The 13,826-nt window shown below is 52.8% G+C and carries 13 protein-coding genes; all 13 read left to right on the top strand.

Features of this window, described 5'->3' with window-relative positions:
• Positions 1-159 precede the first annotated feature (159 nt).
• Positions 160-492, top strand: coding sequence for an ArsR/SmtB family transcription factor (locus JUF11_RS09935; RefSeq protein ID WP_236000546.1), 333 nt, complete (start codon positions 160-162; stop codon positions 490-492).
• A 303-nt stretch (positions 493-795) separates the two neighbouring features.
• Positions 796-2,058, top strand: coding sequence for a tyrosine--tRNA ligase (gene tyrS / locus JUF11_RS09940; protein ID WP_204119475.1), 1,263 nt, complete (start codon positions 796-798; stop codon positions 2,056-2,058).
• A gap of 87 nt (positions 2,059-2,145) precedes the next feature.
• A complete protein-coding gene (locus JUF11_RS09945) occupies positions 2,146-2,505 on the top strand; it encodes a hypothetical protein (protein WP_204119476.1) in 360 nt (119 codons plus the stop codon).
• A gap of 334 nt (positions 2,506-2,839) precedes the next feature.
• Positions 2,840-4,018 carry a C40 family peptidase gene (locus JUF11_RS09950; RefSeq protein WP_204119477.1) on the top strand — a complete coding sequence of 393 codons (1,179 nt, stop codon included), beginning with the start codon at positions 2,840-2,842 and terminating at the stop codon, positions 4,016-4,018.
• Positions 4,019-4,135: 117 nt separating this feature from the next.
• Positions 4,136-4,717, top strand: coding sequence for a nucleoside/nucleotide kinase family protein (locus JUF11_RS09955; RefSeq protein ID WP_204119478.1), 582 nt, complete (start codon positions 4,136-4,138; stop codon positions 4,715-4,717).
• 384 nt (positions 4,718-5,101) lie between these two features.
• Complete coding sequence (locus JUF11_RS09960) at positions 5,102-5,539, top strand: Fur family transcriptional regulator (protein ID WP_204119479.1); 438 nt, start codon at positions 5,102-5,104, stop codon at positions 5,537-5,539.
• 115 nt (positions 5,540-5,654) lie between these two features.
• Positions 5,655-6,086 carry a hypothetical protein gene (locus JUF11_RS09965; RefSeq protein WP_204119480.1) on the top strand — a complete coding sequence of 144 codons (432 nt, stop codon included), beginning with the start codon at positions 5,655-5,657 and terminating at the stop codon, positions 6,084-6,086.
• A gap of 15 nt (positions 6,087-6,101) precedes the next feature.
• Positions 6,102-6,935 carry a DUF6681 family protein gene (locus JUF11_RS09970; RefSeq protein ID WP_204119481.1) on the top strand — a complete coding sequence of 278 codons (834 nt, stop codon included), beginning with the start codon at positions 6,102-6,104 and terminating at the stop codon, positions 6,933-6,935.
• Between the two features lie 291 nt (positions 6,936-7,226).
• Complete coding sequence (locus JUF11_RS09975) at positions 7,227-7,964, top strand: amino acid ABC transporter ATP-binding protein (RefSeq protein WP_270235126.1); 738 nt, start codon at positions 7,227-7,229, stop codon at positions 7,962-7,964.
• 11 nt (positions 7,965-7,975) lie between these two features.
• Positions 7,976-8,800, top strand: a complete 825-nt coding sequence (locus JUF11_RS09980) for a transporter substrate-binding domain-containing protein (protein WP_204119482.1) — start codon at positions 7,976-7,978, stop codon at positions 8,798-8,800.
• Complete coding sequence (locus JUF11_RS09985; RefSeq protein WP_204119483.1) at positions 8,800-9,444, top strand: amino acid ABC transporter permease; 645 nt, start codon at positions 8,800-8,802, stop codon at positions 9,442-9,444. Before JUF11_RS09980 ends, JUF11_RS09985 begins: the two co-directional genes overlap by 1 nt.
• Before the next feature lie 15 nt (positions 9,445-9,459).
• Complete coding sequence (locus tag JUF11_RS09990) at positions 9,460-10,113, top strand: amino acid ABC transporter permease (protein WP_204119484.1); 654 nt, start codon at positions 9,460-9,462, stop codon at positions 10,111-10,113.
• Positions 10,114-10,424: 311 nt separating this feature from the next.
• Complete coding sequence (locus JUF11_RS09995) at positions 10,425-13,526, top strand: alpha-mannosidase (RefSeq protein ID WP_204119485.1); 3,102 nt, start codon at positions 10,425-10,427, stop codon at positions 13,524-13,526.
• Positions 13,527-13,826 lie beyond the last annotated feature (300 nt).

Consider the following 13,826-nt stretch of genomic DNA (forward strand, 5'->3'; position numbering starts at 1 on the left):
ACCGATGCATGGCGTAACAGCCTAGACCACTATCAAGAATTCGTTATCATCGTTGCACTTGACTTGAAAATTGAGGCCTTAATTTAATGTTCACCCGGTTTTAAATTGAGTTATTATAAACGCTATAGTGATTATATTCATAACGAGGAGGGGATTAGCGTGAACGATTTGTCCCCGGTCCAAACGGCCGCTTTGAAAGAATTGCATCAAGATAGTGGGCATCTCGCTGCCCTTGCTAATGCCAGTCGGCAAAAATTGCTGATGATCCTCGGGCAAAATCCGACGGTTCATGGCATGAAGGTCAATGATCTGGCCGAAATGATTGATTTGTCGCAGCCGGCAACGTCGCATCACCTGAAGCAATTGCATGAGCTGGGTATGGTCAATAGTCGCCAAGTCGGCAACATTGTCTATTATTACCTGACGCTTGATGACACCATCGCGCGGCTGGAACGGCTGACAACGCTGCTGGAAAAACGGGCTGCCAATTAGGCCACGCTGCCTTACTGAACCGCGGCACTGATTGACTTTTACCCCAGAGCATGGGATACTGATTTCAATATTTGACCAGTAGTTTCAGTAGCAGATCAGGGGATGCCTCAGCGAGTCGGCGGCCGGTGCGAGTCGATCTTCTCTGGTTTGCGAATTACACCTACCGTTGTGGTCTTGGCTGATGGCCGTTATCCATCAAGAGTGATGGCCTTGGCCATAATGTGGGTGGTACCGCGGAAACTTTTCGTCCCTGTTTGCAAATGCAAGCAGGGACTTTTTTTGGTCATAAAACAGGAGGATATCATGGCAGAAAATATCTTGGATGAATTAGCATGGCGCGGGGCGCTGAATCAATTAACGGATGAGGAAGGCTTGCGGAAGCTGACTTCGGAAAAACATGTCGGCATTTATGTTGGCACGGATCCAACCGGGGATTCGCTACATGTTGGGCACCTGATTCCTTTCATGATGCTCAAACGGTTCCAGCTCATGGGGCACAAGCCGGTCATCTTGATTGGCGGCGGCACCGGATCGATTGGCGATCCCTCTGGCCGTAACTCTGAACGGGTGCTGCAGACCATGGCCACCATTAATGAAAATAAAAAGAAGCTCACAGCCCAAATGGAGCGGTTATTCGGCACCGATAACTTCCGCATTATCGATAACTACACCTGGTTGTCCAAGCTGTCGATGCTAGACTTTCTGCGCGACTACGGCAAGCTGTTCCCAGTTAATCAGATGCTGAATAAGGAAGTTGTGGCCAGCCGCCTGGAAAACGGGATTTCCTACACCGAATTTACCTACCAGATTTTGCAATCCATCGACTTCCTGGAACTGTACAAGACAGAAGATGTGCAAGTCCAGCTCGGCGGCGCCGATCAATGGGGCAACATTACTGCCGGCATCGACTTAATTCACAAGACTGAAGGCGCCGACGCTAAGGTCTACGGCTTGACCAACCCGCTGATGCTGAAGTCTGATGGGACCAAGTTTGGCAAATCCGCTGGCGGCGCCGTGTGGTTGGATCCGGAAAAGACCAGCCCTTACGAGTTCTACCAGTTCTGGTTTAACCAAGATGATGCGGATGTGGAGAAGTTCCTGAAGTTCTTCACCTTCCTGGATAAGGAAGAAATCGCTGATCTGGTCGAAGCCACCAAGACGCATCCTGAAAAGCGGGAAGCCCAGCGCCGCCTCGCGCAAGAAGTAACCAAGTTTGTGCACGGGCAAAAAGCGGTTGACCAGGCTGAGGCCATTTCTGCGGCGTTGTTCTCTGGCGATGTGCAGGATTTGACGGCCGAAGAAATCACCCAAGGTTTTAAACAGTTCCCGACCAAAAATGCGCCAGCGGCCAGCGAGAACATCGTGACCTGGCTGGTGGACACCACTGGCATCGAGGCTTCTCGCCGGCAAGCCCGGGAAGACGTGCAAAACGGCGCCATTACCATTAATGGGACGAAAGTGCGTGATTTGGACGCGGTCATCGATCCTAGCAGCCACTTTGACGGGCAATTTGTCATTGTGCGGCGTGGGAAGAAGAAGTACTTCTTGGTCAAGATTACCGCCTAATTTTTTTCGGCGACACCAGGCGAATTCAGCGGCGCGCCGTGCAGGCAGGATGCTATACTTGATGTAATCGTTAAGGAGGGCATGCCTATGGCTTACACAGTGGTCGGAGCGACTTATCAAGCGCAGTCGTTAGCGGTTTTCTACGCTGGCTTAGATACGCAGCCGTTATTAAGTTACGAAGAAGCAGGTAAAGAGGCGCTGAAGCTGCTGAATGCGGAGCTGGCCGCCAGTACGTTGCCGGACCTCCATGAACTGTCCGAGCAGGTTTTGGCTTTTGCCCTCAAACAACCCATCGACATGCACGGCTTGGATGATGCCACCGGCGAAACATTAACCGTCAGCTGGTTTGCCGATGATCATTTTGCCATTGCCGTGATGGATGCCACCGAAAAATTTCAGATGCATTTGGAAGTCGTGCCGGTTAAAAAAGGTAAGTCAGGGCGTTAATTGTAACAGTTCCTCTTTAAACGAGTCGCGGTGGCGGCTCGTTTTCATTTACTTGCATTTATTTGCTCATGTTTGGTCAAAACTCGAATTTGCATGGACGTTATTTTTGAAAATCTTTGTGAAATAGTAACAGCTCGGGAATCCCACCAGTCCACACGTTTGTACTCGCAAAACTGTATTTGTACATAGCTGGAATAATGGGGCGATGTTTCATTTGTCATAATGCAACATTCCGTGTCCTTAGCGACTTAGTTTGTTAACGGTACTGTAACAGTGCTGTAATGTTCAGCTGATACACTCATCTACAGTTAATTCATTGAGGAGTGAGTGTTGAATGAAGTTTGCAAAGACATTAACCATCGTCGCCGCGGCGACATTGATCGGGTCGGGGGCATTTAGTACCGCAGCTAATGTATCTGCTGATGACGTCAGCGATGCTAAAAGCGCTGTTACCAAAAATCAAACTAGCACGAATGCATTGTTGGCTAAGTTACAGACGGCGCAAGACAATGTCATGAAGATCAACAACCAGATTAGTGACAAGACGGTTGAAATTGACACAGCCAAAGCCAACATTACGACCACGCAGGCTAAAATCGATAGCTACCAAGCCCAGATTGTTAAGGCCGAAGTCGAAGTTAAGAGCCGCAAGAGCGTGCTGAAAAAGCAGTTAGTTTCGCTACAAAAAGAAGTTGGCGAGTCAGCCACTGGGAACGTCTACTTTGACTTCTTGCTAAACGCTAAGAGCTTTTCTGATCTGGTTTCTCGGAGCTTCACCATTAACAAGTTGAACGAAGCCAGCCAAAACGCGTTGGACGCGGTTAAGGAAGCAGAAGCAAAACAAGTTTCCTTGAAGTCAGCTCAAGAAACCAAGAAAACGGAATTGGTTGCTACCAAGACCAAGCTTGATAACGATATGACCCAGCTCACTAGCTTGAAGGACCAAGCTACTAAGGATGCTGATTCATTGACCAAGCAGATTAATGACAACAAAGCTCAGCTGACCACTTTACAGAGCAACGTGAACAAGGCGACGGCTGCGGCCGCTGCGGCTCTGGTAGCCCAGACCCAAACCACGACTGCTGCTGCCACGCCGGTCAAGACCAGTGCTAAAGCTTCAAGTAATTCTAGCACCGGGATGCAGTCAACCGTTAGCTATGGCGATGGGAGTAAGAGCGCCTTCGTTCAGAAAGCCTTGAGTTTCGTTGGTACGCCGTATGTTTGGGGCGGTGCTAGTGCTTCTGGGCTTGACTGCTCCGGCTTAGTGATGTTAGCTGCTCGGCTTTCCGGTCTTGGTAGCTTACCACACAATGCCGCTGCTCAATCCAGCCTTGGCCACTCGGTTTCACTTTCCAGCCTTCAGCCTGGCGATCTGCTCTTCTGGGGTTCACCAGCATACCACGTTGCGATCTATATCGGCGGTGGTCAGTATGTCCACGCACCAAAGCCTGGCGATGTTGTCCACACCGCGTCCTTGTCCGGTTGGAGCCCAGCATACGCTCGTCGCCTCTAATAATTAGCAACTCACAAATAAACACTCACAATGAAGAAACCCGCCGTGTGCGGGTTTTTTGTTGCCCAATTTTTCTGCTAGGTTTCTGTTACAATAGAAGGAATTAGGAGGGCACTCATGGCACATCAACTGATTGTTATTACCGGGGCCAGCGGGACCGGCAAAACCACCGTCAGCACGTATTTACACACGCATTACCAGGTAGCGCGGGTCATTACGCATACCACGCGACCGATGCGCGCTGGCGAGACGAATGGCGTGGACTATTATTTTGAAACGCCGACCAGTTTTGCTCAAAATCATTACATCGAGCATGTCACGTACGCGGGCTATAGTTACGGTAGTTCGTATGAAGCGTTGGATCGGGCTTTTGCCCAGTCCAATTACGCCAGCATCGTGCTTGATACCGCTGGCGCCATCAGTTATGTGCAGCAACTTGATCCCAAACCTGCAGTCCTCTTTCTCACCCTGGAGCAGCCGCATGTGCTGAAGCAGCGGTTGCTCAACCGCGGCGACGAACCGGCGATGATTACGCAGCGTCTGCAAAGCGATGAGTATCGTCGCGATCTGACTCTGCCGCCGGCGCTGGCGGGAGTGGCCACGGTGGTCACCAATGATAAGTGGCCAGAGGCTAAGCGGGCGATTGATCAGTTCTTCCAGCAGTTGCAGGTGAAGCAGGAGGCTGAGCAGGGACGCTGAGGGCGCGAGCTAGGCTACCTGTCGGGCTATGTGTGCTCGGCTCCGCAGCCTTTGTAGTTGCGATCCGTGAGACCAACGCCGGAGTGGCTAGCTACGCTCAAGGCCTCGCCGTCAAGAACCGGCGGCAATGCCTTGAGCTAGGCTACCCATCCGGCTAAGCCCGTTCTCACTCCGCAGCCTTCGTAGTTGCGCTGCGCCGAGCAGCGGGGGCGCACATAGCTACGCATATGGCCTCACCGGCAAAAAACGCCGGTAATGCCTTACGCTATGCTATGTGTCCCCCTAAGTGCGCTCGGCTCCGCAGCCTGGTTTGAACTTCTTTCTTGCCTATGCTAGACTGTATTGACTAATCGTAATTGTTCTGATTAACGGTGGAGGGCTAAGATGTCACAGACAACAATCGCTATTGATAAGATGAAGCAAAGCGGGATGCGGGTCACCAAGCAGCGGCGGGATTTGGTCGCTTATTTGGCGGCGTCTGAGCAGTTTGTGCCAGTCACCACGCTGGACAAATACATGCGCCAGCAGTATCCCGGGCTTTCACATGACACGATTTACCGCAATGTGAAAGAATTCGAGAAGCTTGGCATTTTGGAAAGTGATGTCCAAAACGAACAGGCCATCGTGAAGTTGCAGTGTGATTTCCAGCATCCGCATCATCACCACTTCATCTGTACGAATTGTCATCGGGTGCAAGAGTTGAAAATGTGCCCGTTAGACTATTTCGAAAATCAATTGCCTGGCGCCAAAATCGCAAGCCACAACTTCGAACTATATGGCCTGTGTGCTGACTGCGCGCAAAAACAAGTAGCGAACAACTAAACGCGGTGATGGCCGGCAAGTAGCTGGACCTCATGGCGTTTTTGCCTTTTCTTAAGGCGTGGCTGGCCAGATTTAGGTTACAATCGATATAATTAGTTTGAAAAGGAGGGCGCTTATGGCTTATCGGACGCCACCGCTGTTATCGCCAGCGGCCATTGTTTCCATCATTGTGTTAGTCAGCGGGTATAACTGGGTCAACAATACCGTCAACCCGACGAGTACCCCCAAATCTGAGGCCTCACAAAGTGCGCTGATCTCCAGTATCAATCAAAGCAAGGCCGATAAATCAAGCAGTTCTAGTAGCAGCAGTGAACCCGCGGCAAGTAGCAGTGAATCCAGTGCTTCTAGCGCCCCTGAAACTGGTTCCAGTAGCCAACCTGAAGCCTCCAGTTCCAGTCAGGATGAGAGTAGCTCAGGCAGCTCCACTGCCAGCAGCGGCTCCTCTGGCAGTGGAAACACACAGGCCAGCGGCTCGTCCGGCTCCTCCGCCTCAAGCGCTAGCTCGAGCAGTTCCTCCAGTACGGCGGATAACAACAATCAAGAGTAGGAAGGAGGCTAAGCCATGCTGACAGTGTTGGATTTACTCAACCGTTTTTTAGGCTATTTCAACATTCAAGATAAAGCGAAAGGCAAGGCCTTCACCGTGGTGGCTGGCGTGGCCAATCTCTACGTCCTGTACTTGGCTATTCGTTCGCTGCGTTATGCTGGTTACCGGATCCAAGGCGTCTTGTTTTTGCTCCTGTTCTTCGTGTTGCTGTATTTTATCGCGTTGAATGTGCTGTATTACTTCACCAATAAAACCACCAAGCTGGATATTTCCCCGCTGATTGAAAAACGGCTGGGCGGCAATCCTGAGCGCATGAAAGCGGCGGAAGCGGCACTGACCAAGGGCCACCAGATTGGTGCCGCCAGTGGGGTCTTTGCCCAGCAGGAGCTACTGCCCACCGTCCTCACCACCACGCCGAAGCAACAGGAAAATCTCGCCAATTTGATCCAACTGTTGACCACGGCTGGGACCATCACGACGAATTATCAAGGCCTAGATGCCCATGCCATTCAGCGGGTGGCCCAGAAAACCCACAAGCCGGTGTCGGCAATGGGCGGCCCCGTGGAACTGCCTTATTACCGCTTGGACATTCAAGGCGATCAGGTGCAGGTGCTCGGTGGCTTGAATGCCTTGAACGCGGTCTCGTTAGGGGATGTGACCCAGGTCGGGTTGATGCCCGTCAAGGCGGCACTGAAGGATTATCAGCTCGCTGCGGGACACGTCTTCTTGCAAGGCGGCGAGCATCAGCGGCCAGGCCGGCACGGCTTGTTAAAGGAAAATCACCCCTATGAAATTGTGGTGCAGATTGCCTACTCACCACGCGCGGATGTGACAGGCCAACAAAATTGATTTGCAAAACGCTAACGCTATCGGTAGTATTATTTATTAAAACTGATAGAGTTGGCGTTTTTTTTATGCTGATTTGTCCGAACCACACAGACAGCTGTTTTTAATCTAAATACGTTAAACGCAATTAAAGGCAATTACCCAGATGATTAACCAAGGTGAACCAAACCGGTCATGGGGTGAACCAAGGCCCGTCCAAAAGGCTTATTTCTTGCCAACCGGGCGTTGACCAGCGTATGCTGGAAACAAGCATTGTCTGTGCAGTGCCTTAATTGCGCAAAAGGGGGAATCCAGATGTCAATGATCGAATTTCATGACGTCGAGAAGTACTACGGCAAGTTCCACGCGTTAAAGAATATTAATTTAACGATCGATCGCGGGGAAGTGGTCACCATCATCGGCCCGTCCGGCTCTGGGAAAAGTACCTTGCTGCGGACCATTAACGGCCTTGAGTTGATTACTTCCGGGCAATTGATCGTCAACGACTATGATTTAGCCGACCGTAAAACGGATATGAACAAGATTCGCAAAAATGTCGGCATGGTGTTCCAGCACTTTAATTTGTATGCCAACAAAACGGTGCTAGAAAACATCACCCTCGGCCCTACCTTGGTGCTCAAAGCCGACAAGGCGCAGGCGGAAAAAGAAGCGATGGCCCTGCTCGACATGGTTGGCTTGGCCGATCAGGCGCCGAAGTTCCCCGCCGCACTGTCAGGCGGCCAAAAGCAGCGGGTCGCGATCGCGCGGTCCTTGGCCATGAAGCCGCGGGCCATTTTGTTCGATGAACCGACCTCCGCGCTGGATCCGGAAATGATCGGTGATGTGCTGGATGTCATGCAGAAAATCGCCAAGCAAGGCATGACGATGGTCGTGGTGACCCACGAAATGGGCTTTGCCAAGCGCGTGGGTGATCGCATTGTCTTCATGGCAGATGGCCAAATCTTGGAAGATGCCACCGATGTGAAGGGCTTCTTCGATCATCCTAAGGAACCACGGGCCCAGGAATTCATCAGTAAGATTTTGAATCACTAGGAGGGGCGCGCATGAAAAAACTTTTCAAACGCATGAGCGTCCTGCTCGCCGCGGGGCTCTTAATCGTGGTGGCGGCAGGTTGCGGGAAACCCTTAGCGGATCAAGACGCCTTGGCCCGCGCCAAAAAGGCCGACACCCTGGTTTGGGGCGTCAAAGCCGACACCCGGCTGTTTGGGTTGATGGATGTGAAGACCGGGTCGATCAAGGGCTTCGAAGTCGATATGGCCAAGGCGCTCACCAAGCAAATTTTAGGCAGCAAAGGGAAGGCGGAGCTGGTGCAAATCACCTCTGATACCCGGGTGCCGATGCTCAAAGGTGGCAACGTGGACGCGGTGATCGGCACCATGACCATCACGCCGGAGCGGCAAAAAGTGTTGAACTTCTCGGATTCCTACTTCAACGCCGGCCAGTCGCTACTGGTGCCGAAAGATAGCAAAATCAAGTCGGTAAAGGACTTGACCGCTGGCACCAAGGTGATTGGGGTGCAAGGCTCCAACTCCGTGGACAACATTCGCAAAGTCGCGCCGGCCACCAAGGTGTTGCAGCTCTCGGACTATGCGCAAGCCTTCACCGCCCTGAAGTCACACCAAGGCGATGCCCTGACCACCGATAACGGCATTTTGTATGGGATGTCGCAACAAGATCCCCGCTATGTCGTCGTGGGCGGCTCCTTCACTAAAGAGCCATACGGGATTGCCATGAATAAGGGCCAAACTAAGCTGACCAACGCCATGAACAAGGCCCTCAAAACCTTGCGGCAAAATGGCACTTACGAAAAGCTGATCAACAAATGGTTTGGTGATGTGCCAGGCTTTGATATTAAGGAGGTGGGCTAATGTTCAAGATTATGTTTAGTAACTGGGATGCCCTCCTGTCTGGCCTTGGCTACACCTTATTAGCTAGTGTGATTGCCTTGATTGCCAGCTTGATTATCGGCACGGCATTTGCCTTGATGGAAATCTCCCTGCACAAATGGGTGCGGGTGATTGGCAAAGCATACGTGGAATTCATTCGCAACATTCCGCTGTTGGTCATTGCCATGGCCTTTTATGTGATCGTGCCGCAGTTCATTATGCAAATGGACGGCTTCACTGCCGGCACCATTGGTCTGACGATTTACACCAGTGCCTTTATCGCCGAAACGGTGCGCGCCGGTATTCAATCCGTGCCGAATGGCCAAATGGAGGGTGCGCGTAGCAACGGCTTGTCCTATATGCAGGCGATGACGCATGTGGTCTTTCCGCAGGCGATTAAACTGGTGATTCCGCCCTTGGGCAACCAGTTCATCAACCTGGTCAAAAATTCCTCGGTACTGGCGTTTGTCGCCGGCTTTGACCTGATGTACCAAGGCAAGCTGATTGCCAATGCCACCTTCAACACGTTTGATACTTATTTGGCCGTTGGGGTGCTGTACCTGGTGATTACGATGCCGATGTCGTATGCGATGCGGTATCTGGAAAAACGTTGGCACACAGCCTAGGAAGGGGGAGTCAGGATGCAGAATTTTATTAACGCTTATTCAGCCGTCAACCTGAGTTACCTCTTGCGGGGGTTATGGGTCACGATTGAAGTGTCCGTGGTGTCGATTTTCTTCAGTTTCTTGATTGGCACCTTGCTGGGGATTGCTCGGTACGTGAAAATCAAATACTTCAGCGCGATTGTCGGGTTCATCATCGACCTCATTCGCAATCTGCCGCTGCTGCTCTTGCTGTTTTTCACCTACTTCGCCTTGCCGAATATCGGGCTGCGCTTGTCGGTGATTCCGGCCTCAATCGTGGCGATGACGGTGTTCGAATCCGCCATGCTGGCCGAAATCATTCGCTCTGGGATCGGCGCAGTGCCGGTGGGCCAAATGGAAGCAGCGCGCAGTAATGGCATGAGCTACTCGCAAGCGATGATTCAAATCATTTTGCCGCAAGCCTTCAAAAAAATGATTCCACCGTTGGTATCGCAGTTCATTTCGCTGGTGAAGGATACCAGCTTGGCAACGATTATCTTGCTGCCAGAACTCACCCAGCATGCGCAGATTATTTATGGCCAGAACGTCAACTACACCATCCCGATGTTCGTGGCGCTGGCAGTGCTGTACTTCATCGTGAACTACGCATTGTCGGTCGGGTCGCGCATCATCGACCATCGATTGAATTAGATGGGCTGTGACAAAAAGCGGTTTTGGGGCCGACAGGTAGCCTTTCTAACGCATGTCAGCCTGTACGCGCTTCGCGCTACAGGCTGATCAAGCCATGCACCTAGTCCGAACTCTGGACTCGGTGCATGGCGTAGCTAGCTGCTCGGCCCCGGCTTTTTGGCACGTAACTCTGCTGGAATATGCATCCCTAATCAGGCGGTGGTGCCTTTGCACCGCCGTTTTTGAATCCCGAAATTCCTGCTATGTCAATGTGTTGTTACCAAAAGTTCTGCGCTATACTGGGCGTAATTTAAGAATTCGAGGAGAAAACAATGACAGCAGAATTTGATCAACGTAAGGTCAATCAGCAGTTGCGTTTGCTCGATCAGGCGTTGTATGCGGACTTTCAGGACCTCTCTGATTTGGCGTTGTGGCATGAAACCAGGGCGGATCACCGCACCTTGCCGCCAGCCGAGGCGCAGTGGCAGGCGGTTCAGCTTGGTGATCATTGGTCCGGAAGGGACGATTATCACTGGCTCCGCTTTACCGTGCCAGTGCCAGCGGCCAGCGAAGCCACCGTGGCGAAACTGGACGTTGGGCGCACCGGGGATGGCAACAACTCGGGTTTTGAAGGGCTGCTGTTTGTGAACGGTCAAGTGCGTCAAGCGGTGGATAGCAACCATGAGGAAATTTTCTTTGGCCCCGAATACGCCGGGCAGCAGGTGGTCTGTCATTTGCTGATGTGGAGTGGCTTGGAAGGCGGCGGGCCAAAAAAGACCCAGCACTTTGTCTTCAACCAAGCAGCGTTCGGTCCTGAGCACCGGCTGGCGCGGCAGGCGTACCGTTATCTGGCCAACATCGTGAATCTGATTCCGGAATTGCATGCCGATGATCCGCTGCGCTATGACTATCAGCGGCTGGTGAAGCAGGCCTTCAGCCACTTCTTCTGGGCCACCTTGACGCCGGCCGCGTTAGATGAGGCTTGCGGTCAGGTGATGGCCTTGATTGAGACTTTCATCACGGCGCATCACGGCAGTAAACTGGCCTTTAATATCGATGCGATTGGCCAAACCCACATCGATGTCGCGTGGCTCTGGCGGTATCGCCACACTCGGGAAAAGGCGCGCCGGTCTTTTGCCACGGCGCTGCGCCTCATGGACCGGTATCCTGAGTTCAAGTTCTTCTATTCCACGCCGCAAGTCCATAAGTTTATTGAACAAGATGACCCGACGATGTTCAAAGCCATTCAGCAGCGCGCCAAAGAAGGCCGCTGGGAACCAGATGGCGGTACCTGGGTGGAGCCGGATACCAACCTGCCTTCTGGCGAAGCGCTGACCCGCCAGTTCTTGTATGGCACGCGTTATTTCGAAGCGAAGTTTCATCACCGCCAGACGGTGCTGTGGTTACCAGACGTCTTCGGCTACTCCTATGCCTTGCCGCAGATCATGCGAGGCTTTGGTATCGAGCGCTTTGCCACCACCAAAATTTCGTGGAACGATACCAACCGGATGCCGCATGACGTGTTCATGTGGACCGGCCTCGATGGCAGCCGCGTTTTGACCGAATTCATCACCACCACCGAGCGGACTTACGATTACACCAATCCGAAAGAGTGGAAGTACACCTACAATGGCGAAATTTCCCCGCATGTGATCATGGATTCGTATCGTGCCTACCAGGATAAGGACCTGACCAATGTCCTGCTGATGCCTTATGGTTTCGGGGACGGCGGCGGTGGCCCGACCAAGGAAATGATTGAAAACATTCAGGTCATCGATCGGCTGCCAGGGATGCCGCACATCCAAAACAAAACCGTGGCGGACTTCTTCAGCGATTTGCAGCAAACCTTTACGGCTAACCAGACGCCCTATCCGGAATGGAACGGTGAGCTCTACTTAGAATACCACCGCGGCACCTACACCTCGCAGGCGGCCATTAAGCGGCAAAACCGCAAGCTCGAACTGGCCGTGCGGCGGGCTGAAATCATTGCCACCACCGCTTGGGTGCAGCAGGGCGTCGCCTATCCGAAGACGGCTTTTGATCGCATCTGGGAAATTCTGCTGCGCAATCAATTCCATGATGTCTTGCCCGGCTCGGCGATTGGTGAAGTCTATGAAGATGCCAATGCCTTGTACGCTGAAGCCCGGCAGCTAGTGGCTAACATTATTGCCGACCGGCTGCCCGCTGGTTCCTCCGATCAGTACACCTTGTTTAATCCCACGCAATTGACCCATCTCACGGTGTATATTGCCCAGCCTGAAGCCGGCATTTTCGAAGACAACAGCGGTAACCAAATTGCGGCCCTGCGTGAAGGCCGCGGCTGGCGGCTGCCGCAAGTGGCGATTGCGCCTTTTAGCAGTCGCAAGGTGCATTTTGTTCCAGTGAAACAGACGCTACACCAGCAGACCCTGGCTGTGGATCACCTGACCACCCCGCATTACGAGCTGGCCTGGAATGCCAAGGGTCAACTGACGCGGCTGTTCGATCGTGACCATCAGCGGGAGGTGCTAACGCCAGGCGGTTTGGGCAATGTGCTGCGGGTGTATGAAGATCGGCCAACGGCGTTTGATAATTGGAATATTGATGCCGATTACCCGGCCAAGTCCCAAGAGCTGGCGGCAGACCAAATCACCGTCACCGCCGACGAAGCTGGTTATGAAGTGGCGATGCATTACAACTTCCATCATTCGACAGTGAGCCAGACGTTGAAAATTCCGCTGGATTCCCGGCGGCTCGATTTTGTCACCAGCGCCCAGTGGCACGAACATGAGCTCCTGCTCCGGACCAGTTTTGATCTCAATGTCATGACCGATGTGGCCCGCTACGACATCCAGTATGGCAATATGACCCGGCCGATTGCCCGTAACACCTCTTGGGAACAAGCCAAATTTGAAGTCGTCGGCCACCAGTGGGCCGACATGAGCCAGCGTGACTATGGGGTGGCGCTGCTCAATGATTGCAAATACGGCTATGCCGCCACGGCAGCCGGGCTGAGCTTGTCGTTGATCAAAGCCGGGGTCTATCCGGATCCGGACGCCGATCAAGGCCAGCATGATTTCACCTACAGCCTGCTACCACACGAAGGCGACTACTTGGCAGGCGGCGTGGTTGAAGCCGCGGCGGCGCTGAATGACCCAGCGGTGGTGCTGCCCGGCGTCGCGGCGAGCCTGCCCGCATTGTTCACGGTAGCCAGCCCGACTGCTGGCGTGGATGCCATCAAGCAAAGCGAAGCCGGGGATGCGGTGATCATCCGCCTGCATGATTTCTCTGGCGCGGCAACGACCGTCAGCGTGACACCGAACTTTGCTTATACTCAGGCCCAAGAGGTGCGGCTGGACGAAAGCCCAGTGCGTGACCTCACCGCCAACGCAGACGGAGCGGTGTCAGTTGAGCTGCATCCTTATCAGATTGTGACCTTGGCGTTTAAGCGCTAAGCCAAATAACGCTTCAATGCAACACAAGAACCATCACTCAACGCACGAGTGATGGCTCTTTTTCACTTATAAGTAAGCGTGTGGGTTAGCGACAACCGGGACGATCATCGTCGCCGAGCCAACCAGTCGGCGAATAGTTCGGTCACTATCCCCACCACGGGGGCGATGCTTGCCACAAATAGCATCGTCAATACAACACCCCTCCTTACGAGGCCGGTTGCCGACGATAGTATCCCATGAAAGTGATGAACTGGCGAGCAAACTGCCCAGTGCTGGTGAAGTCGTTTGTAGGGTAATTCG

It is taken from the genome of Lacticaseibacillus suilingensis, assembly GCF_016861845.1.
GTDB classification, from domain to species: Bacteria; Bacillota; Bacilli; order Lactobacillales; family Lactobacillaceae; genus Lacticaseibacillus; species Lacticaseibacillus suilingensis.

What these genes read in the sequence shown, in the direction of transcription:
- tyrS (WP_204119475.1), top strand. Translation starts at nt 796, where the DNA reads ATGGCAGAAAATATCTTGGATGAATTAGCATGGCGCGGGGCGCTGAAT.
- JUF11_RS09945 (WP_204119476.1), top strand. Translation starts at nt 2,146, where the DNA reads ATGGCTTACACAGTGGTCGGAGCGACTTATCAAGCGCAGTCGTTAGCG.
- JUF11_RS09950 (WP_204119477.1), top strand. Translation starts at nt 2,840, where the DNA reads ATGAAGTTTGCAAAGACATTAACCATCGTCGCCGCGGCGACATTGATC.
- JUF11_RS09955 (WP_204119478.1), top strand. Translation starts at nt 4,136, where the DNA reads ATGGCACATCAACTGATTGTTATTACCGGGGCCAGCGGGACCGGCAAA.
- JUF11_RS09960 (WP_204119479.1), top strand. Translation starts at nt 5,102, where the DNA reads ATGTCACAGACAACAATCGCTATTGATAAGATGAAGCAAAGCGGGATG.
- JUF11_RS09965 (WP_204119480.1), top strand. Translation starts at nt 5,655, where the DNA reads ATGGCTTATCGGACGCCACCGCTGTTATCGCCAGCGGCCATTGTTTCC.
- JUF11_RS09970 (WP_204119481.1), top strand. Translation starts at nt 6,102, where the DNA reads ATGCTGACAGTGTTGGATTTACTCAACCGTTTTTTAGGCTATTTCAAC.
- JUF11_RS09975 (WP_270235126.1), top strand. Translation starts at nt 7,227, where the DNA reads ATGTCAATGATCGAATTTCATGACGTCGAGAAGTACTACGGCAAGTTC.
- JUF11_RS09980 (WP_204119482.1), top strand. Translation starts at nt 7,976, where the DNA reads ATGAAAAAACTTTTCAAACGCATGAGCGTCCTGCTCGCCGCGGGGCTC.
- JUF11_RS09985 (WP_204119483.1), top strand. Translation starts at nt 8,800, where the DNA reads ATGTTCAAGATTATGTTTAGTAACTGGGATGCCCTCCTGTCTGGCCTT.
- JUF11_RS09990 (WP_204119484.1), top strand. Translation starts at nt 9,460, where the DNA reads ATGCAGAATTTTATTAACGCTTATTCAGCCGTCAACCTGAGTTACCTC.
- JUF11_RS09995 (WP_204119485.1), top strand. Translation starts at nt 10,425, where the DNA reads ATGACAGCAGAATTTGATCAACGTAAGGTCAATCAGCAGTTGCGTTTG.